16 protein-coding genes are annotated in these 20,514 nt (G+C 72.7%); 8 read left to right on the top strand and 8 right to left on the bottom strand.

Annotation, left to right across the window (positions count from 1 at the left end; genetic code table 11):
• Complete coding sequence (gene lgt / locus ABH928_RS28740; RefSeq protein ID WP_370071537.1) at positions 1-942, top strand: prolipoprotein diacylglyceryl transferase; 942 nt, start codon at positions 1-3, stop codon at positions 940-942.
• Here lgt and ABH928_RS28735 read toward each other — a convergent pair.
• The 3 genes from ABH928_RS28735 to ABH928_RS28725 all read right to left on the bottom strand — a co-directional run bounded on the left by ABH928_RS28735 (position 936) and on the right by ABH928_RS28725 (position 2,725).
• Positions 936-1,586: a LysE family transporter gene (locus tag ABH928_RS28735; RefSeq protein WP_370071536.1), complete on the bottom strand. Its 651-nt coding sequence runs from the start codon at positions 1,584-1,586 to the stop codon at positions 936-938. The two genes, lgt and ABH928_RS28735, sit on opposite strands and share 7 nt — an antisense overlap.
• A gap of 191 nt (positions 1,587-1,777) precedes the next feature.
• Positions 1,778-1,966 carry a hypothetical protein gene (locus tag ABH928_RS28730; RefSeq protein ID WP_370071535.1) on the bottom strand — a complete coding sequence of 63 codons (189 nt, stop codon included), beginning with the start codon at positions 1,964-1,966 and terminating at the stop codon, positions 1,778-1,780.
• 66 nt (positions 1,967-2,032) lie between these two features.
• Complete coding sequence (locus tag ABH928_RS28725) at positions 2,033-2,725, bottom strand: hypothetical protein (protein WP_370071534.1); 693 nt, start codon at positions 2,723-2,725, stop codon at positions 2,033-2,035.
• Between the two features lie 276 nt (positions 2,726-3,001).
• On the opposite strand from ABH928_RS28725, the gene pepN reads away from it, so the two are divergent.
• The 4 genes from pepN to ABH928_RS28705 all read left to right on the top strand — a co-directional run bounded on the left by pepN (position 3,002) and on the right by ABH928_RS28705 (position 10,344).
• On the top strand, positions 3,002-5,587 hold the full coding sequence (gene pepN, locus ABH928_RS28720; RefSeq protein ID WP_370071533.1) for an aminopeptidase N: 2,586 nt from the start codon (positions 3,002-3,004) through the stop codon (positions 5,585-5,587).
• Between the two features lie 2 nt (positions 5,588-5,589).
• Positions 5,590-6,684, top strand: a complete 1,095-nt coding sequence (locus ABH928_RS28715; protein ID WP_370071532.1) for an amidohydrolase family protein — start codon at positions 5,590-5,592, stop codon at positions 6,682-6,684.
• 175 nt (positions 6,685-6,859) lie between these two features.
• Positions 6,860-9,586 (top strand): AAA family ATPase, encoded by a 2,727-nt coding sequence (locus ABH928_RS28710; protein WP_370071531.1) that lies wholly within the window; start codon positions 6,860-6,862, stop codon positions 9,584-9,586.
• An 80-nt stretch (positions 9,587-9,666) separates the two neighbouring features.
• Positions 9,667-10,344: a uracil-DNA glycosylase gene (locus ABH928_RS28705; protein WP_370071530.1), complete on the top strand. Its 678-nt coding sequence runs from the start codon at positions 9,667-9,669 to the stop codon at positions 10,342-10,344.
• A gap of 312 nt (positions 10,345-10,656) precedes the next feature.
• Here ABH928_RS28705 and ABH928_RS28700 read toward each other — a convergent pair whose 3' ends face one another.
• Positions 10,657-11,310, bottom strand: a complete 654-nt coding sequence (locus ABH928_RS28700; protein ID WP_370071529.1) for a MerR family transcriptional regulator — start codon at positions 11,308-11,310, stop codon at positions 10,657-10,659.
• A 324-nt stretch (positions 11,311-11,634) separates the two neighbouring features.
• Here ABH928_RS28700 and ABH928_RS28695 point away from each other — a divergent pair, with 324 nt between their 5' ends.
• Positions 11,635-11,868, top strand: coding sequence for a hypothetical protein (locus tag ABH928_RS28695; RefSeq protein ID WP_370071528.1), 234 nt, complete (start codon positions 11,635-11,637; stop codon positions 11,866-11,868).
• Positions 11,869-11,978: 110 nt separating this feature from the next.
• On the opposite strand, the gene ABH928_RS28690 is transcribed toward ABH928_RS28695, so the two are convergent.
• Positions 11,979-13,208, bottom strand: coding sequence for a peptidase S8 (locus ABH928_RS28690; RefSeq protein ID WP_370071527.1), 1,230 nt, complete (start codon positions 13,206-13,208; stop codon positions 11,979-11,981).
• Positions 13,209-13,702: 494 nt separating this feature from the next.
• On the opposite strand from ABH928_RS28690, the gene ABH928_RS28685 reads away from it, so the two are divergent.
• Both ABH928_RS28685 and ABH928_RS28680 read left to right on the top strand, forming a co-directional pair.
• A complete protein-coding gene (locus tag ABH928_RS28685; RefSeq protein WP_370071526.1) occupies positions 13,703-16,375 on the top strand; it encodes an MXAN_6230/SCO0854 family RING domain-containing protein in 2,673 nt (890 codons plus the stop codon).
• Between the two features lie 325 nt (positions 16,376-16,700).
• Positions 16,701-17,807: an SCO1860 family LAETG-anchored protein gene (locus tag ABH928_RS28680; RefSeq protein WP_370071525.1), complete on the top strand. Its 1,107-nt coding sequence runs from the start codon at positions 16,701-16,703 to the stop codon at positions 17,805-17,807.
• Positions 17,808-17,822: 15 nt separating this feature from the next.
• Here the strand turns inward: ABH928_RS28680 and cobC are convergent, their stop codons facing one another.
• From cobC to ABH928_RS28665, 3 genes are read right to left on the bottom strand one after another with little or no spacing between them, the layout of a single operon-like run.
• Positions 17,823-18,899, bottom strand: coding sequence for an Rv2231c family pyridoxal phosphate-dependent protein CobC (gene cobC / locus ABH928_RS28675; RefSeq protein ID WP_370071524.1), 1,077 nt, complete (start codon positions 18,897-18,899; stop codon positions 17,823-17,825).
• Positions 18,889-19,821, bottom strand: a complete 933-nt coding sequence (locus ABH928_RS28670; RefSeq protein WP_370071523.1) for a sirohydrochlorin chelatase — start codon at positions 19,819-19,821, stop codon at positions 18,889-18,891. The genes cobC and ABH928_RS28670 overlap by 11 nt, the downstream gene beginning before the upstream one ends.
• Positions 19,818-20,453, bottom strand: a complete 636-nt coding sequence (locus ABH928_RS28665; protein WP_370071522.1) for a precorrin-8X methylmutase — start codon at positions 20,451-20,453, stop codon at positions 19,818-19,820. Before ABH928_RS28665 ends, ABH928_RS28670 begins: the two co-directional genes overlap by 4 nt.
• Between the last annotated feature and the right edge of the window lie 61 nt (positions 20,454-20,514).

Below are 20,514 nucleotides of genomic sequence, written 5' to 3'. Positions count from 1 at the left end.
ATGCAGCTAGCCGCCATCCCGTCCCCGTCGGTGAACGGTTTCCACCTGGGGCCGCTCTTCATCCACTTCTACGCGCTGATGTACATCGTGGGCATCAGCCTCGCCGTGCTGCTCGGCCGACGGCGGTGGAGCGCGGTGGGTGGCGACCCGGCGCTGGTCGACGAGATCGCGATCTGGTGCGTGCCCGCCGGGATCGTCGGGGGCCGGATCTACTTCGACCTGACCACGCCCAAGTACATCCCGCCACACTGGTGGGGGCCGCTGGCGGTCTGGGACGGCGGGCTGGGCATCTGGGGCGGGGTGGCGCTGGCCACGGTCGTCGGCATCTGGCGGCTGCGCAAGGCCGGGGCCGACGTGCTGGCGATGATGGACGCGTTGGCGCCGTGCCTGCTGGTCGCTTCGGGGATCGGCCGGATCGGAAACTACTTCAACCAGGAACTCTTCGGTGGCCCGACCAGCCTGCCCTGGGGGCTGGAGATCGCGCCCGCCTACCGGCCGCCGGGCTACCTCCAGGACCCGACGTTCCACCCCACGTTCCTGTACGAGCTCGTCTGGGATCTGCTGCTCGCTTGGCTGCTGATCAGGCTCGGCAGGAGCGGCAAGGTCCGGCCCGGCAGCCTGATGGCCCTCTACGTCGCGGGGTACTCGGCCTTTCGCATCTTCGAGGAGTCGCTGCGTGTCGACCCCTCCCAGTACTTCCTCGGTCTGCGCCTGAACTTCTACGTCGCCTCGGCGTTGACGCTGTTCGGCCTGGTCTGGTTCGTCGTCCTGCAGCGGCGCAGCCCCCGACCGGAGGCGGAGGCGGAGGCGGAGGCGGAGTCGGCGACGGGGTCGGGGTCGGAGTCGGCGACGGGGTCGGTGACATCGGACGAGGTCGAATCGCCCCAGCCGTCTGAGCCGCCCCAGTCGCCCGAGTTGCCTGACTCGCCCGAGCCTCAGTGACGCTGCAGCAGTAGGCGAACGGCGAGACCGAAGATCACGGCGCTGGAGAGCAGGGCCGTGCAGAGGCGCCCGTAAGGGCCGGTCAGGGCACGACCCAGCAGTGCTCCGCCGCCAGCGAGCAGGAGTTGCCAGCTCGCGGACGCCGCGAAGGCGGCCGCGACGAACACGGCCTCGTCCCAGCGACCGGGCGCGGTTGCGCCCTGCCGGGCGAGCACCAGGGCGGCGAAGTAGATCACGGTGATCGGATTCATCAGCGTGATGCCGAGCAGCCCGAGATACGCCTGCGCCGGGCTGAGCGCGGCGCGGTCCTCCGGCTCCGCACGCTGCCGCGCGCGGTACCGGGAGACGGCGCGCGTCGCGCCGAGCACCGCGAGCGCGACGAGCACCGTGGCCGAGGCCCAGTGCAGGGGCACGGTGATCGAGGTGAGGGCGGGCGCCAGGGCCGAGCCCCCGAGTACGGAGACCAGTGCGTAGAGGCCGTCAGCGGTCGCGACGCCGAAAGCGGCACACGATCCGATCCGCAGTGTTGTCCGGGCGGTGAGTGCCACGAGGTACGTCCCGACCGCCCCTACCGGCATGGCGATGCCATAACCAGCGAGGAGCCCGGCGACGAGAGCCGCGCTGCTTGCGCTGCCCGCGCTCATGCGCGGTGCGGGATCGAGCCTCCCGGGCGGCGGCCGGACTGCTGTCGGCCGTGCTCCGCCGTGGCTGAGGAAGGCAGCGACGGCGGCAGCGGCAGTGTGAGGAGGGGTGACCCGGTCATGGGCCGATGGTCGGGGCATTCCAGGCTGCCCCGCAAGCCGTTTTGCTTTCGATGAAGCAGCCACGCCGCGGTTCAGGCGGCGGTGGCTATCTCCAGGGGCTGGTTCGCGGCGTTGCGGGCGGCGAGGTACTCGTTGACGAGGCGGGTGTAGAGATCCCGCTCCGACGTCGTGAGACGACGGCCGCGGGCGCGCGCGAGAAGCGCGCGGATGCGGTTGTTCGCGAGATCGGCTCGCGAAAGCGGGGTGATCACGTTCTGCATGCCTCGAATCTATCGTCGACGACTGACAATCGGCGCGGGAATTCGGGTCGTGGACGGTCGTGCGGCTCAGCCCGAGCCGACAGGGGCGTCGCCCGCCCGCCCGTCCCCCTCCGCAAGCAGGGGGGCGGGCTGACGTTCGTTCAGTTGACGGCGGCACTCGGCGGCCAGCTGCGGATACGCCGTGCCGATCGCCTCGTACACGCGTCGGCGCAGCAGACACTCGGCCTCGGCGCGGCCGGCGCTGCCGTGCAGGCCGTCGAGCACGGCGTCGTAGTCGGTGAGCGCGTGGCGCAGGTAGTTGACCTGCCAACGGCGCAGCGCGCCCGGCTCGGCGGCGTCGGGACGGGCCGGGGCCGCGGCGTGGTCCCCGTATCGGCAGGCGCGCAGCGCGTCCCGGTGGTTGCGGTGGGCGACGGCCCGTCGGGTGAGGCACTCCGGCGACAGCCGGGGGACGCGGATGTCCAGCCCCGCGACCTCGGCGAGCACCGCACGGCGTCGACGCTGGGCCGCCGCACGGGAGTTGGCGGCGCGATGGGCGGCGGCGGTGGCGAGCGCGGCGAAGGCGTCCGTCGCCTCGGCGGCGGCGACGCGGGAGACCGCGTAGAGCCGGGACGGCGCGGCGCTCCGGAAGTGCGGATTGCGCACGGTCTTGTCGGGCGAGCCGAGCAGCTTGGCGACCATACTGGGCGTCCAGCCGCGGTGCCGCAGGCCGGCGAGCGAGAGGTAGCGGTGGGCGGGGGTGGTGGCGTCGGGGTCCATGCCGCCTCCAGGGGGACCAGGGGTTGAACAGCCGTATGTGGCGTGTACGGACGGTCTAGCGCGCAGCACTGACAGGCTTCGAGGACCGAGAGACGGCAGGGGAAGCCGCACCGGTCGGCCAAGGAGTTGCACGCCCTCAGGGCCCCGCGCCCCTGAGGTGGTGCAACCCCTCTCAGTGGGGACAAACCGCGCGTTGTCGCAGCTCACGCCCCCTACGCGCGTCCGGGGGTGGATCGGTTCTTCGCCCGGACCGGCTAAGCGCCTAGCATGATCCTCATGTCTGCTGCCCTCACGCGCGCCGAAGCCGAGGTCCGGCGGCGTCTGCTCGACGTCCGCTGTGTCTCCGTGGAGCTGGATCTGACGGCCGGGGAGGACGCGTTCCGGTCCGTCACCGTGATCAACTTCAGCTGCCGGACCCCGGGCGCCGCGACGTTTGTGGACGTCAAGCCGGCGCTCCTGCGGCGCGTCGTGCTCAACGGGCGGGAGCTGGATCCGGGCGCGCTGGACGGCGGGCGGTTCCCGCTGGACGACCTCGCGGACGACAACGAGCTGCTGGTCGACGCGGACATGGCCTACTCCCGTACCGGCGAGGGCATGCACCGGTTCGTGGACCCGGCCGACGGCGAGGTCTACGTCTACACCCAGTCGTTCCTGGACGACGGGCCGCGCGTCTTCACGGCCTTCGACCAGCCGGACCTCAAGGCGCCGTACCGGGTCACCGTCACCGCGCCGAGCGCCTGGACCGTCGTCGCCAACGCCACGGGCACCCGCGAGGAGCTGCCCGAACACGGCGCAGCCGGCGGCGCCACCCGGACCAGCTTCGAGCCCACCGCCGCGATCAGCAGCTACCTGGTCGCCGTCGTCGCCGGGCCGTTGCACTCGGTGCGCTCCGAGCACGACGGCATCCCGCTCGGCCTGCACTGCCGTCGCTCGCTCGCGCCCTACCTGGACGCGGACGCCGAGGAGCTGCTGACCGTCACCAGGCAGTGCTTCGACGCCTACCACCGGCTGTTCCGGCAGCGCTATCCCTTCGGCGGCTACGACCAATGCTTCGTACCGGAGTTCAACGTCGGTGCGATGGAGAACCCGGGTTGTGTGACGCTGCGCGACACCTTCCTGTTCCGGTCCGCCGTGCCGGAGACCGAGCGGGAACACCGCGCGATCGTGGTGGCGCACGAGATGGCCCACATGTGGTTCGGCGACCTGGTCACCATGCGCTGGTGGGACGACCTGTGGCTGAACGAGTCGTTCGCCGAGTACATGGGCTTCCGCGTGGTCGCCGACGCGACCCGGTTCGGCACCGCCGCCTGGACCGGCTTCGCGTCCACCAAGGCCTGGGGCAGGGACGCCGACCAGCGCCCGTCGACGCACCCGGTCGCCCCCGAGTCGGTCGCCGACACCGCCGAGGCGCTGCAGAACTTCGACGGCATCTCCTACGCCAAGGGTGCCGCCGCGCTGCGGCAGTTGGCGGCCTGGCTCGGCGACGAGGCCTTCTTCGCGGGCGTCAACCGCCACTTCGAGGCGCACGCCTTCGGCAACGCCACCCTGGACGACCTGTTGCAGTCGCTCGCCGGGACCAGCGGCCGGGACGTGCACGCCTGGGCCGAGCGGTGGCTGCGGACGACGGGGCTGGACACGCTCCGTCCCGCCGACGGCGTGCTGCAGCAGCGCAGCGCGGACGGGCAGCTGCGTCCGCACCTGATCACCGTCGCGGGCTACGACCGGTTGCCGGACGGGACGCTGACGCTACGTCAACGGACACCGCTGGAGCTGGTTCCCGGTGAACCCGCGATGCTGCCCGAGCGGCGCGCCGAACTGCTGGTGCCGGACGACACCGACCTGGCCTTCGCCAAGATCCGCCTGGACGAGAAGTCCTGGGGGACCGTCAGGGACTCGCTGGGGCAGGTCCCCGACGTACTGGCCCGGGCCGTGCTGTGGAACAGCGCTCGTGACCAGGTCCGCGACGGCGAGCTGCCCGCGAGCGAGTTCCTCGAGCTGGTCGCCGCCCATCTGCCGGGTGAGACCTCGGTGCACCTGGTGCAGGACGTGCTGGCCTTCGCCCGTGGTGGATGCAGCGACCACTACCTGCCGCCGGAGCGACGCGTGTGGGCGCTGGCGCGGCTGGCCGGGGTCTGCCGCTCGCTGCTGCGCCGGACCGAGGGCGACCCGGGTGCGAGCGGGCTGCGCCTGGTCGCCGTGCGCGGGCTGATCGACGCCGCCTCCACCTCGGTGGAGCGGGCCGAGCTGCGCGGCTGGCTGGACGAGGGCGCGGTCCCCGGTGGCCCGGAGCTGGACCCGGCGCTGCGCTGGCAGTTGCTGCTGCGGCTCTGCGTGCTGGGCGCGGCGGGCGAGGCTGAGATCGTGGCCGAGGTGGACCGCGACCCGAGCGCCACCAGCGCGGAGGGTGCGGCCCGCTGCCGCGCCGCGCTGCCGGACCGGGACGGCAAACTGGCCGCCTGGGAAGCCGTGTTCGCCGGTGACCTCTCCAACTACCTGTTCCGGGCCACCATCGACGGCATCTGGCAGCCGGAGCAGGCCGAGCTGCTCGACGAACTCTCGCTGCCGGAGCGCTTCTTCCCCGACGCCGCCGCGGTCGCCGAGCGCCGTGGCCCGGCCATCGCCCGTGCGCTCACCGCGCCGTCCGGGTTCCCCGGCCACGCCGCCTCTGCGGAGGTGCTGGCGATCGGCGAGCGGTACCTCTGCCGCGAGGATCTCGGCGCGGCGCTGCGGCGCGGGCTGTCGGACCGGCTGGACGACATGCGACGTGCCGTCAGGAGCCGTGCGTTGGAACGCGACGCGGGCGAGCCGGAGGGCGGCGACGAGGACCCGGGGACCACGAGCGCCGCGAAGGAGGGGGAGTGACGGTGGATCAGCCGATACTGCACGTCAAGGGACGGGTCCTGGTCGGCCCGGAGGACGTCCGCGACGAGCTCTGGGTGGTCGACGGCCGGATCAGCTTCACCGCACCCGTCTCCCCTGGGGCGGACGTACGGACCCTCCAGGGCTGGGTGCTGCCGGGCCTGACCGATGCCCACTGCCATGTCGGCCTCGACGCCCACGGCGCGGTCGACGACGCGACCAGCGAGAAGCAGGCGCTCGCCGAACGCGACGCGGGCGCACTGCTGCTGCGTGACGCCGGGTCCGCGGCGGACACCCGCTGGATGGACGAGCGCGAGGACCTGCCCAAGGTGGTGCGGGCCGGTCGTCATATCGCCCGGACCCGCCGCTACATCCGCAACTACGCGCACGAGATCGAGCCGGACCAGCTCGCCGACTACGTCCGCCAGGAGGCGCGGCGCAGCGACGGCTGGGTCAAACTGGTGGGCGACTGGATCGACCGCGGCACCGGCGACCTCGGACCGTGCTGGCCCCGTGAGGCCCTTGCGGCCGCGATGGCCGCCGCCCACGAGGAGGGGGCCCGGGTCACCGCCCACGTCTTCGGCGAGGACGCGCTGCGCGACCTGGTCGAGGCCGGGATCGACTGCATCGAGCACGCCACCGGGCTGACCGAGGACACCATCCCGCTCTTTGCGGAGCGCGGGGTGGCGATCGTGCCGACGCTGGTCAACATCGCCCACTTCCCCGAGCACGCGGCGGCGGGCGAGGCCAAGTTCCCCGACTACGCCCGCACCATGCGCAATCTGCACGCGCGCCGGTACGCCACGGTGGCCGCCGCCTACGAGGCCGGCGTCCCGATCTTCACCGGTACCGACGCGGGCGGCTCGTTGGCGCACGGGCTGGTCGCCGACGAGGTCGCGGAGCTGGTCACGGCCGGTCTGCCGCCGATCGCCGCGCTCGACGCCACGACCTGGGGCGCGCGGCGCTGGCTCGGGCGTCCGGGCCTTGCGGAGGGCGCTCCGGCCGACCTGGTGCTCTTCGCCGAGGACCCGCGCGCGGACGTCCGGGTGCTGCGGGATCCGCGGCTCGTGGTGGTGAACGGCAGGCCGACGGGCGGCTGAACTCCGTCCGCACAACTGGTCGTACACCCCGCTTCGGGGCGCTGCGCGTCCGCTTCGACCGCACTTGTCCGTACCTTGCCCGAACGGGGCATCCCTACCCGCAGATCAAACTGCCGAACCGCTCCAACGGCGGTCCGTCAGGACTACTCTCGGGCCAGCGAACTGGGAGGTCAGGGTGCACGGGCTGCTCGAACGCGACACCGAACTCGCCGCCGTGCGTGCGGCGGTGGCTGAGCTGGCCGGGTCGGCCGCATCCGACGGGCGTCGCGGGCCCGGTGGGCCGGGCACGGGCAGTGGGTCCGAAGCCGCGTCCGACGCCGCGACCGAAGCCGCGTCTAGCGGGGTGGCCGACCTTGCCACGGACCGGCTGGTCGTGGTGACCGGGGCCGCCGGGCTGGGCAAGACCAGTGTGCTGGCCGAGGTGCGGCAGGCGGCCGAGGCCGCGGGGCTTCTGGTGCTGGCGACCCGTGGCGGGGAGCAGGAGCAGGGTTCCGCGTTCCACGTCGTGCGCGGGCTGCTGCGGATGCTGCTGGAGTCCGCCGGCGAGGAAGGCCAACGCGAACTGCTCGGCGCCTGGTACGACATCGTGGCGCCGGCCGTCGGAATCGCCACCACCGGGGCCGCGCCGGACCCGCAGGGTGTCCGCGACGGCCTGGACTGGGTGGTCACCAACCTGGCGGTCGCCCGTGGGCCGCTGGTGCTCGTCGTGGACGACGCGCACTGGGCCGACGCGGAGTCGTTGGCTTGGCTCGCCGCCTTCTCCTCCCGGGTCGCCGACCTGCCCGTGCTGCTCGTCGTCGCCTACCGGCCGGACGAACTGCCGGACTGGGCCGACGCTTTCCGCGGTATGGCCGGGCACAACGGCGTCCGCCCGCTCGGCCTGGCCGCGTTGACGCCGGAGGCGGTGGACGCGCTGGTGCGGCGGATGTACGCGGAGTCCGGGCAACGGGTGGAGGACGGCTTCGCCCGCGAGATCTGGGCGGTCACCGGCGGAAACCCGTTCGAGACCGTCGAGTTGGTCGCCAAGGCCGAGGAGCGGGGGATCGTCCCCGTCGAGTCGTCCTGGCCGCGGCTGCGTGAGCTCAGCGCCGAGACCAAGGGCAGCGGTCTGATCGCGCGGCTGCAGCGCCTCGGCTCCGGGCCGGTCCAACTCGCCCGCGCGGTCGCGGTCCTGGGCATCGCCACGCCGCGGCCCCTGGCCGCCGTCGTGGCCGCCCTGATGCCGGGGGAAGCGGAGGCGGCGGCCGAGCGCCTGCGCGAGGCACGTATACTGACTGGACGTCAGACACTGGAGTTCGTCCACCCGTTGATCGCCTCCTCGGTCTACCGCAGCATCTCCGAGGAGATGCGCGCGGAACTCCACGACCGGGCCGCCTGGGCGGTGCTGGAAGCCGGACGCAGCCCGGTGGTGGCCGCCCGCCACTGGCTGGAGGTCCCGCCCAGCGGGAACGCCGCGTTGGTGGACCAACTGCGTGCCGCTGCCCAGCTGTTCATGCAGTCCGGAGCACCGGAGACCGCGCAGCGCTGCCTGGCCAGGGCCGCCGAGGAGCCGCCGCCGGTCGGGGAGCGGGCGCACGTGCTCTACGAACTCGGCTGCTCCACCCTGCTCTACGACCCGGCCGCCACCGCCGGGCAACTGCGCACCGCGCTGGAACAGCCGGTGGTTCCCGAGCGGTTGCGCGAGGAGATCAGCGTCCGGCTGGCCCAGTCGCTCGCGCACAGCAACAACCTGGCCGAGGCCGCGAGCACCATGGCCGCGGAGGCGCTGCGCACCGACTCCGCCGAGGTCCGCCTCAAGCTGCTGGTCTGGAACTTCATGTGGTGCGCCTTCGACGCCTGGGAACAGGGCTCGGAGGAGCGGTCCAAGCGGCTGGCCGACCTGGCCGAGCGGCTCGACGTCGAGGGCGACCGCAGCATCGCCGCCCGCTACATCCTGGGCCTGCGCGCCTGGGACGCCACCGTGCGCGGCGAGCCGGTCGACGTCGCGCTGCACTACAGCGACCTGGCCCTGGAAGGCGAACTGCGTTGGGCACACCCGGAGTGGGGCTTCGAGGTCCCGGTGCTGGTCGCGCTGACCTACATGTACGGGGACCGGCCCGAGCGCGCCCTGGAGCTGTTCGCCAAGGGCATCGCCGAGTACGAGGAGGCGGGCTGGCGCGGCGCGCACCTCGCCTTCGGCCACACCATCCGCGGCTACGTCCACTACCGCACCGGCGACCTGGCCGCGGCGGAGGAGAGTGCCCGGCTCGGCCTCGACCTGGCCAACCGCGTCGGCGAGGGAACGCCGGTGCACTGGTACGCCGTCGGCACGCTGATCCTGGTGCTGACCTCGCGCGGCGCCCTCGACGAGGCGGGCGCGCTGGCCGAGCGCTACCGGTTCCATGCGCCGTACTCCAACGCTGTGGTCTTCCCCGACTCTCAGTCCGTGCGCGGCACGCTGCTGCTCGCCCGTGGCGAGTTCGTCGACGCCGAGGCCGAACTGACCGAGGCCGGAGCCCGGTTGGACGCCCGTGGCATGCGCAACCCGGGCTGGTGCGGCTGGGAGCGTGGCCTGATGTCCGCCTGTGCCGGGCTCGGCGACCTGGACCGGGCGCGCACCCTGGCGGAGGACCAGTTGGAGCGGGCCGAGCGCTACGGCACGCTCTCGGCCATCGGCACGGCGCTGCGGGCCGCCGCGGAGGTGACCGAGGACCCGGCCGAGCGCGTCGCCCGGCTGGGGACGGCCGTCCAGGTCCTGGAGCGCGCTCCGGCTCCGTACGAGCGGGCTCGCGCGATGCTCGACCTTGCCGTCGCGCGGCGGGACATGGGGCTGCCCTCGCGGGAAACCTTCGAGCAGGCGGCCGAGTTGGCCGTCGCCTGCTCGGCGGACGGGCTGGCGGAGGCGGCTCGGGCGCGACTGTAGGGCGGGCGCAACTGTAGGGCCGGGGAGGCCGGTTCGGGGCCCTGGTTCGAGCCGTCGGTGGAAGTGGCTAGGCTGACGGCGTGGCAGCACGTCCTTTGAACGAGATCGTCGAAACCGGCTGGGCCCAGGCCCTTACGCCCGTGGCGGGCAACATCGCCACCATGGGCGAGTTCCTGCGCACGGAGATCGCCGGCGGGCGCACCTACCTGCCCGCCGGGGCCAACGTGCTGCGCGCCTTCCAGCAGCCGCTCGACGGGGTCCGGGTGCTGATCGTCGGGCAGGACCCCTACCCGACGCCCGGACATGCCGTCGGGCTCTCGTTCTCCGTCGCGCCGGAGGTACGGCCGTTGCCGGGCAGTCTGGTGAACATCTTCACGGAGTACCAGCGCGACCTGGACCTGCCCGCGCCGTCGAACGGCGACCTCACGCCGTGGACCGACCGGGGTGTACTGCTGCTCAACAGGGTGCTCACCACTGCTCCCCGCAACCCCGGCGCGCACCGCAACAAGGGCTGGGAGGCGGTGACCGAGCAGGCGATCCGCGCCCTGGTCGCCCGCAATGCGTCGCTGGTGGCGATCCTCTGGGGCCGTGACGCCCGCAACCTGCGTCCGCTCCTCGGCCAGGTCCCGTGCATCGAGTCGGCCCACCCCAGCCCGATGTCGGCCGACCGCGGCTTCTTCGGGTCGCGCCCGTTCAGCCGCGCCAACGAGTTGCTGGTCAAGCAGGGCGCGCAGCCGGTGGACTGGCGCCTGCCGTAACGCTCATAGGATCGACGGATCTTCCGGACTGCCCGCTCAACGCTGTTGGGCGAAGAGCGGTCGGGTCGCTGATGCTGCCGCTCGCACCCAGGGCGCCCGCGACGTTGTCGAGCTCCTCGTCGGCGATCTCCCGGGTTTTGTTGCGGGAGGTGTCGCCCATGCTGCTCACCCTCCTTCCCGGAAGTGATGATCGGTCATATGCCGTGGCTGATCCGGGACGTGGAACGGACTGCAGGCTCTCTCGAACCAACGGCGGTCGCCTTCGCCCCGTCTCTTACGGATCGTGCCCGCCTGGGCCCGAGGCGGAAGGAGTCAGGACTCGTCGGTCCAGCCCAAGCGGCGCGTCGACTCCTCTTCTTGGGCGAGCCGGTGGAGTGCCGTCAGTGCCGGTTCCAGCAGGACCGCGCCCAGGACGGCGACCTCGACCTGCTCGGCCTTCGATGGGTGGGTCTCCATGAAGTCCAGGTCCAGGTTGGCCATCTGCTGCATCAACTTCGCGTACGGCACCAGCAGTTCAGCGCTCTCGCCGTAGCCGAGGCGGCGGAAGGAGGCCAGAGCCAACACCAGTGAGCGGTAGGACGGCGAGATCGTGCGCAGCGCCAGGGCGTTGGTCCAGCCGAGCTGCTCCAGGAGGGCGTCGACATCCTCGCGGACGCTCCGGATGTGCTTGTCCTCCTCGTCCGGTTCCGGCACCTGCGGCAGCGCCCACATGGCCGCGCCGAGTCGGATCGAGCCGCTGAGGGAGTCGTCGTCGATGTGTCCGAGCACCTGGCGGACGGTCGCCACCGGGATCCGGCCGACCTGGATCATCGCCCGGATCAGGCGCAGGCGGCGCAGGTGTTCCTCGTCGTACTCCGCGTTGCTGGCGTTGATCTGACGGCCCGGCGGCAACAGGCCTTCGCGCAGGTAGAACTTGATCGTCGCGGTGGACACCCCGCTGTTCCTACTCAGCTCTGCCAACCGCATGTCTTGCGCCTTTCCTGTGGACGCCCTTGCGTACGCCCCTCGGTGAGTGTCACTATCCAACCATCGCGTAGTCGGATAGTAGCGCTATTCGACTGCTCGTCGCGATGGAGGGGGACCGCTGTGTTCGCCAAGCCCGCTTCGGCCCCGGCTCCGGGTCATACGACCGCGGGCGCCGAGGTGATGTGGCCGTGCTGCTGGCGAAGGTGCTGCTGACCGCGTCGCCGCGGACGTAAAGAGCGGTTCGCGCACCGGTCGCCGCAGGCCGGCTGACCGAAACACGGGGGATGCGGGAGGCCGCGAACGGCGCACAGGAGGGAGAGCGACATGGCCGACAGCTATCGGTACCGGTGCGGTGAGTGCGGGTACCGCACGCCCAGGGGGCACCAGTCACAGGGTGAGCGTGGCATCGCGAGTCACTACGAGAAGCGGCACCCCTACCTCGATCCCGGTGGCATCGTCGAGTATCGCCAGGGCTCGTCGGGGTGCGGCGCCGGATGCCTGGTCGCTGTGGGCATCCTCATGCTGCTCCTGGTGATCGCGGCGGCCACCCAGCACTGACGCTCGCCGGAACGGCGGGTTGGCAAGGAGGAACACGCAACGACCCGACCGCGCGGGGGGCGGCCGGGTCGTTGCGTGCTTCTGGGTGACCTGACTCAGATGGTGAAACGTCAGCCGGTGAAGGCAGTCAGGCCGTTGGGGGTGCCGAGGCCGGTCGGGCCGTCGTAGCCGGTCTCCGCGGTGCAGAGGTAGGCCGGGGAGCAACTGGCGGTGGAGCCGGTGGTGACGTCGTTCAGCGAGGCGGTGTTGGCGTACAGGTTCTTGGTCGGGACCGAGGTGCTGTGCGCGCCCGCGTCGGCGTAGACGCCGGCGACCAGCGGGGAGGCGACGGAGGTGCCGCCGTAGACGGTCCAGCCGGAAGCGCCGTAGGTCTGGTAGACGGCGACGCCGGTGGCCGGGTCCGCCACGGCGGAGACGTCGGCGACGGTGCGCTTGCTGCAGCCGCTGTCGGTCTGCCAGGCGGGCTTGGGCTCGTAGGCGGAGCAGCCGGAGCCGGCGCCCTCGGTCGAGGAGGTGGACCAGACGGACTCGCTCCAACCGCGGGTGTTGGAGGCCTTGGAGAGCGAGGTGCCGCCGACCGCGGTGACGTTCGGGGACGCGGCCGGGTACTCCACGCCGTAGCCGCCGTCGCCGGAGGAGGCGGTGATGGCGATGCCCGGGTGGTTGAAGTAGGTGGAGTCGTAGCCCGTGTCGGCCGAGGACTCGGAGCCGCCGTAGCTGTTGGAGATCTCCGTCGCGCCCAGCTTGGCGGCCTCGTTGACCGCCGTGCCGAGGTTGGTCATGCTCGCCGTCTTGGCCTCGACCAGGATGATGTGGGCGTTGGGCGCGATCGCGGAGACCATGTCGAGGTCGAGCGACTCCTCGCCGGCCCAGCCGGAGTTGCTGCTCGGCAGGGTGGTGCTGCCGGTCTGGCTGACGATCTTCAGGCAGCCGCTGGCGGTGGTGCAGGCCGGGAGGCCGTACTGCGAGCGGTAGACCGAGAGGTCGGCGGCGGCGTTGGGGTCGTTGTAGGCGTCGACGATGGCGACGGTCTGTCCGGCGCCGCCGTTGGCCGGGAGGTTGTAGGCCGAGAGCAGGTCGGAGGGTCCGTAACCCGACGGGGTCGCGTTCGGCGTGATGCCCTTGGCGCTGACGTGCTCGGAGGCGCTGGTGACGTGCAGCGCGTTGCAGAAGGCGTGACCCGGGGTCAGGTCCACCGCGCAGGAGCGGGACCAGGCGACGCCGTGGCCGGTGGCCGCCTGCGCGGGCATGGCGGCGATCAGGCCGGAGATGGCGAGGGCGGCGGACCCGATGAGCGGGACGGCGGCGCGGGCGGCGGTCGATATCGAGCTGGTACGCAACGGACTTCTCCTGGAACTGGGGACCGGGGGAGTGCAGGTGCGACCGCAAGAAGGGGGCGCCCCCGTCTGCGGGTTGAGCAGGGAATTGCGTGGAACTTCTGACCACCCTCTGAAGTGGTGGCGACTGGGCGTGAACCTATCCGCCTGTCCGCAGCGCGACAAGAGGGCTGCGGAAGATCGCATTCAGGTTTAACAGTTGATGCGTCAGCCGTAACGGAAGGGCCCGCGTTCCGGTCCTGAAACCATTGGCGACGTGCGCTGTTGGCCTGGTAGCTTCGGCGCTGTGCGGCGGCTCCCGAGGGTGCTTCCTTCTCCGACTCTCACCTGACACGAGTGCGCTCCATCTCCGTCGCACCTCGACTTCCCGTCCCGCTCGCCGTCTTCTGTGCCTTCGTCGGCGGGCGGGACTTTCCACGCCCAAGCCCGTGCCCAAGCCCGCGCCCGCCCCTGCGTCTGCGTCTGCACAGCGGGGCACCCCAGGAGGGATCCGACGCATGCCCGCCACCGCGACGACCGGCCCGCACGCTCCGAGCACGGCCGCCGTCACGCGCAGCCTGGCAAGCGTGCTGCTGGCGCGGCGAGGCGTCGTCCACCTGCCGACCGCCGTCGCAGGGCGGCGGACGGGGTCGACGGAGTCCGCGCGGGGGTCGATCGGAGTGGCGCTGCTGGAAGCGGATCTGCTCGACCGCGGCTACCTGCTGGCCGGGCCGCTCCGGGACGCGCTCGCCTCGCTCGGCGACGTGGCGCTCGCCGCCGCCGGGCGGGCACTGTTGGCCGACGTCGACGCGGCCCTGGGTGCGGACCGGCCGCATGTCCCGCTGTTCCGCGGATTCCCGGAGACCGTCCCCGCCGACACCGCCGACTTCTACGTGCGGCGGGTGCTGACGGTGCTGCTCCAGGAGCCGGAGCAGCCCTGTGTGCTGTGTGGGCGCACCGGCGTGGTGCGGGCGGTCGCACCGTGTGCGCATCTGGTCTGCGGCGCCTGCTTCGACGGCGCCGAGTTCTCCGCGTGCCCGATCTGCCACCGCCGGATCGACCCGGCCGATCCCTTCCTGCGGCCCGGTCGGGCCCGCGCCGAAGCCGACCAGGGGCGTGAACTTCCGCACCGGCTACGGATGTTGACGTTCGGTGGCGGAGCGGATGAGCTTGCCGCCGACCTGCGGGCCGAGCTCGCGGGCCTGCTGGACCGTTCCGGCGCGCTCAGCCCGCAGGACCGTGACGACCTGCTGGCGCTGCTCGACGCGGCCGGCCGCACCGATGTCTCCTGGCTCCCGGCCGAGATCCCCGGGCGGGAGACGAAGGCCCTGGTGCTCGCCTGGCTGCTGGCCGACCCCGGTCACCTCGAGATGGCCCTGCCCGAGGTGACGGTGCGTCTGACGACGGCCACCGACGTGCTGCGCCTGGCCTCGGTGCTGGCCGGCGGCGACGCGGGTCTGCTGACCCGCCCGCGTCTCACCAGCCTGCGCAGGCCCGTCCGCCGCGCCCTGCTGACCGCTCTCGACCGCCTCGACCCGACGGTGGCGGCGGAGGAGATGCGCCGGTATCGCAACCGCTGGCTCCCGCTGGCGGAACTGCTGCACGTCTTCGAGTACGCCGGGCGGTACCCGAGCGCCGCGCTGGCGGTCGCCGCGCTGCGCCGGACCCGGCCGACGGGGACGACGGGGACGACGCTCGCCGAAACCCTGTCCGAGGGCGCTTCGGCCCCGCTCACGCTGGATGCCTGCGGCCGTGTCTCGCTGCCCAGTTGGGGCTGTCAGGTCGAGACCGCGCTGCACGACCGGGATCTGCCGCAGGCGCTGGCACTGCTGACGCGGCGTCCGGGGGAACTGCTGCGGCGTCTCGACCTCATGCTGCGCCTCGCCGCCGGAGGCGATGTCGGCCGGGCGGACGACCACACCGGCGCGGTCCTCGGCGCGGCGCGCGCAGCCGTGCCCAAGGTCTCTCCGGCGGTGCTGCTCTCCGCGCTCGGGGCCCTGCGGGCCCGCCTCGCGCCGACCGTGCCGCAGCGCGTCTTCTTCCCCAAGGGCGGGAACGCCAAGGCCCACATCGTCGCCGACGAGCGCGCGCCCATCCCGGTCGAGGTCGTCGCTGCGGCGGTGACGGTGCTGACCGGCGAGGTCGCACGCCGTGCCGCTGCCGCACCGCGTGTCGAGCTGGCCGTGCTCGATGCGGCGCTCGACGGGATCGTCGCGCCCTTCGCCGAGCGCACCGCCTCCCGGGCGCTGCTCACCCTGCCGCGCGGCAGCGAACTGCCGGTGGCGGAAGGCCGATCGGTGCGCCTGTTCCTGCACTGGATGGAGGACGAGGAGCACGGACGGGTCGACCTCGACCTCGCGCTGGCGATGTTCGACACCGACTGGAAGCACGTCGGGACGTGCGACTACACCCACCTGCGCTTCGCCGACTCGGCCGCGGTCCACTCCGGGGACCTGACCAGCGCGCCCGCACCGGACGGGGCCACCGAGTTCGCGGACCTGGACCTGGACCTCCTGGTGGACACGGGTGTGCGCTACGTCGTCGCGGTCTGCTTCTCCTTCAACAATGTCGCCTTCGACGACATGGCCGAGGCCTTCGCCGGGGTCATGGTGCGTGATCAGCCCGGCCAGGTGGGCGAGATCTTCGACCCGCGCGCCGTCGAGCAGCGCTTCGACCTGGTCGGCCGCGCGCGGGCGAGCGTGCCCTTCGTCTTCGACACCGCGGCGCGGACGCTGCGCTGGCTCGACGTCGTTCAGGGCGTCACCGGCAGTGACCACGCCGTCCACCGGCACGAGGATCAACTCGGCCTGCTGGCACGGGAACTCACCGCGCTCTACGCAAGCGGCGCCCGTGTCGGCCTGGGTGAGCTGGCCGCCTGGAACGCCGCCGCCCGCGCGACCGATGTGGCCCTCCGCCACGTCGACGGCACCGCCACCCGCTACACCCGCCGGGCAGATGAGGAGACCCTTGCGTTCGCGGGGCGCATCGGCTCGCCGGACCACGACGGCAGCGCCGACGAACTGCTGGCCTCGACACCCGCCCGGCTCGCCTACCTGCTGCGCGGCGACGCCGTCCGGCTTGCCGAGGACGCCGAGGTCTACGCCCTGTATCCGGCGTCCGCGTCCCCCGACGCGGCCCGGGTCCGACTGCTCACCGCGGCGGACGTGGTCACGGCGCTGCGACCGTCCTGAGTGCTGCTGGGATTTTGCTTGGCGGTTGGCGGTTGGCGCTTGAGTCTTGGGCTTGAGCCTTGGGCCATGGGCCTTGAGACGGGCGCCGGATTTCCGTGGTGAGGCCGCCTTGCAGTGTTACCAGGTTTGGGCGTTAACGAGTGTGTGGTGCCTGAGGTTTCTGATTCATAGTCACCCTTAAGAGTGAACTGACGGTGAGTGCTGCCACTGTGACGGAGGGTTCGCAAGGATGGGCGGCGTCCGAGATCGTGCGCCGCTCGTCCGTGCAATTCGATGCCCGTCAGCGTGAAGCGGCGTACGCACGTTCCCAGGTGGGGGTTTCACCTTGTTCACCCGTCGTCGCTTCGCCACGCCCTTTGCGCTCTCCGGCGCGCTCGCCGCCGTTTCCATGCTGGGGGTCGCCACTCCCGCGCATGCCGACGGGGGATCGGGCGGGGGTATCGGTACCGCCTCCGCGACCACCGCCGAGGCCGCGCTGGACGTGAGGCTGCTCAACGGCGCCATCGATGTGCCCATCGATGTGTCGCTGAACCGGATCACCGCCCCGTCGTCGAAGCAGGACACCGCGCTGACCGCCGTGGTCGGCGGCGTCGGCGGCCCGGGGCGGCGGCAGCCGGTCAACCTGCTGCTGGCCAAGGTCGGCGAGAGCTCGGCCACCGCCGACGCGCACGGCTCGCACGCGAGCGTCACCCTGGCCGAGGCGCACCTGCACCTGCCCGGCCTGCCGCTGACCGAGCTGCTCGGCCTCCAGGCCGTGACCGCGACGGCGGACTGCCCGGCGAACGGTGCGCCGACCGCCGAGGCCAACGTGCTCGGTGAGATCACGGTGCTGGGCCTGCACGTCCACCTCAGTGCGTCGGGGGAGACGCGCGTCCCGGTGCCCGCGCTCGGCGAGGTCGACCTGTGGCTGTCGAAGCACAGCACCACCTCCGACTCGGCGGCGGCGACGGCGCTGGACCTGGAGGTCTCGGTGAACCCGCTCAACCTCAACGTGGCTGCCGTCACCGGCAAGTTCCTGCTGGCGGACGTCTCCTGCACCAAGGGGGACGGCAGCGGCGGCGGTGACAGCGGCGGCGGGACCGGTGGCAGTGGCGGCAGCTCCGGTGGCGGCACGCCGTCCGGTGGGCCGTCGAGCAGCTCGCCCGCTCAGGCCTCGGGGGGCAGCGCCGGCGGCGGCAGCACGCGCGGCGTCACGGGCGGCGGCGGTGGGCAGCCGACCCCGGGCTCCTCCGCCTCGGCGGCGTCCGGCTCCGGCGGTTCCGGCACGGGCACTGGCTCGGGCACCGGGTCGGACGCCTCCGACACCACGACGGGCCACCTCGCCGAGACCGGGAGCAGCAGCGCCACCCCGGCCATCGCCGGAGGCGCGCTTCTCCTCCTCGGCGCGGGCGCCGGCGCGGTCACCCTGACCCGGCGCCGTCGGCGCGACTGACGGGTCGTCAAATCGTCAGGCGTCCAGCACCCGCGCCAATGCGGCGCAGAAGGCGTCCGTCGTGGCGCGGTCGCGCACCGCGATGCGCAGCCAGTCCGGCCCGAGGCCGGGAAAGCTGTCGCCGCGTCGGACGGCGAACCCGGCCGCGCGCAGCCGCAGTCGGACCTCGTCCGCACCGGGCAGTTCGACCAGCACGAAGGACGCCTCGGGGGTGCCGTGCACCCGGATGTCCGGGAGCTCGGCGAGGCGGGCCAACAGGTGGTCGCGGTCGGCGGCGGTCGCCTTGGCGGCGGCGTCGGCCTCGACGAGTGCGGCGGGGGAGCTGCACGCGATCGCCGCGGCCAGCGCAGGGGAGGAGACCGGCCAGAGCGGCTGTGTGGCGGCGAGTGTGGCGATCAACTCCGGTTCCGCCAGCACATAGCCGATGCGCAGCCCGGCCAGACCCCAGGTCTTGGTCAGGCTGCGCAGCACGACCAGGCCCGGCACGTCCGACCGCCCGGCGAGGCTCTCGGTCTCGCCGGGGACGGTGTCGGCGAAGGCCTCGTCCACGACCAGAACGCGGCCGGGCCGGGCCAGTTGGGCCAGCGTGGTGGCCGGATGCAGCACGGAGGTGGGGTTGGTGGGGTTGCCGACCACGACCAGATCGGCTTCGGAGGGGAACGCCGAAGGGTCGAGTCGGAACCCCGCCTCCTTGCGCAGCAGCAACCGCTCCACCGGGTGACCGGCGTCGCGCAGCGCGGCCTCGGGCTCGGTGAACTGCGGATGCACCACGACCGCGCGGCGCGGTCGGAGCGCGCGTGCGAGCAGCACGAACGCCTCCGCCGCGCCCGACGTCAGCAGCACCTCCTCGGGCGCCCGGCCGTGCCGGGCCGCGACCGCGGCACGTGCGGTGCTGCCGTCCGGGTAGGCGGCGAGCCCGTCGAGGCTGTCGGCCAGGACCCGCCGCAACCAGGCGGGCGGCGTTCCGGTCCGGACGTTGACCGCGAGGTCGACCAGCCCGCCGCCGACCTCACTGTCGCCGTGGTGGCGCAGATCCGGCTCGGCGGAACCGGGTTGAGCGGTCGGTCGAGCGGCTCCAGGGTCAGTGGGCATGCGTGTGCGACCCGTGGGCGTGGTCGTGAGGGTGGTGCCCGTGGTCGTCGCCGTGCCCGTGGTCGTGGCCCGGGTCGTCCGGGTGGTGGTGCGGGCGCTGCGGTGCGCCGACCTTGGACTCGAAGCCGGGCATGGCGATGCGGTAGACGCAGGTGTCGCAGTTCATCCGCAGGTCGCCCGCGAGCGTCTCGCGGTAGCGCTCCAGCACCAGCTCGGCCAACTCCTCGGTGGCGCCCAGCACATCGGCCTGGCGGACCTCGACGTCCGGGTGGGTCTCCGCCCAGCTGCGGGCCTGCTCGGCGACGCGGTCCGGCAGGATGCCGGTGAAGAGGAAGTACGGCAGCACCACGACCCGCTTGGCGCCAAGCTGCTGACAGCGCGTCAGGCCCGTTGCCACGTCCGGGGCGGCCAGCGAGACGAAGGCCGGCTCGACCCCGGCCAGACCCCGCCCCTCCCAGAACAGCCGTGCCACCTTGACGACTTCGGCGTTGGCGTCGGGATCGGTCGAGCCGCGGCCGACCAGCAGCACCATGGTGTCGGCGCGCTCCTCCGGACGCAGCACCTCGTCCAACCGCCGCTCCAGGACGGTCAGCAGCGACGGGTGCGGGCCGAGCGGGCGGCCGTACTTGAAGCTGGTGCCTGCATGGCGCTCGCGTTCGCGGACCAGCGCGGCCGGGATGTCGCCCTTGGCGTGCCCGGCCGAGACCAGCACCAGCGGCACGGCGGCGAAGCGCCGTGCGCCCTGCTCGACCAGCTCGGCGACGGCGTCGGCCAGCGGCGGCGGGGAGAGCTCGATGAACCCGCCGCCGACGGGCGTGTCCGGCAGCCGGTCCTTGAGCGAGTCGACGAAGGCGCGGAAGGCCTCGGCTCCGGCGTCGTCGCGGGTTCCGTGGCCGACCAGGAGAAGCGCGGGGGCAGTCACAGGGACTCCTTCGGGGATGGTGCAGGAGCGACGTCGTCGCAGGCGGACTCGTAGAGGTCGGGGTAGAGAAGGGCGTTGGCGGCGGCTGCCGCGACGGCGGAGCCGCCCTTCTCGGAGACGTTGCTGACGGCGGGCAGCCCCGACTCGCGCAGGGCGGCCTTGGACTCGGCCGCGCCGACGAAGCCGACCGGCAGGCCGATCACCAGCGCGGGGCGGGCGTCGAGTCGCAGCAACTCCTCCAGCGCGGTCGGCGCGCAGCCGATCACCCAGACCGCGCCGTGGCCGACCTCCTCCAGCGCCAGGCGGATCGCGGCGGCGGAGCGGGTGAGCCCGGTCGCCGGATCGCCTTTGGCGTCCCGGACATGGCAGAGCGCGCGCCGCGCGGTGATCCCGGCGGCGACCATCTCCACGTCCGCGACCAGCGGCGCGCCGGCCGCCAGGGCGTCGGCGGCGGAGCGCAGCACGCTCTCGTCGGCGATCACCAGGTCGTCCAGGTAGGCGAGATCGGCGCTGGAGTGCACGACACGCTCCGCGACCGCGCGGGTCAGCGGCGGCAGGTGCGAGGTGTCGGCGCGGGCGCGCAGCCTGCGGTACGACTCCTGCTCGATGGGGTGGACCTGACGGCGAGTCATGGAAGCGGCACCTCCGAGGTGTTGCGGCTGTGGAGCGACCAGGGTTCCCGGTTCAGGGGCG

The sequence above is a fragment of the Streptacidiphilus sp. MAP5-3 genome, assembly GCF_041262505.1.
Classification (GTDB): Bacteria; Actinomycetota; Actinomycetes; order Streptomycetales; family Streptomycetaceae; genus Streptacidiphilus.
Note: the sequence above shows the minus strand (reverse complement) of the source record. Positions and strands in the feature narration are given on the sequence as shown.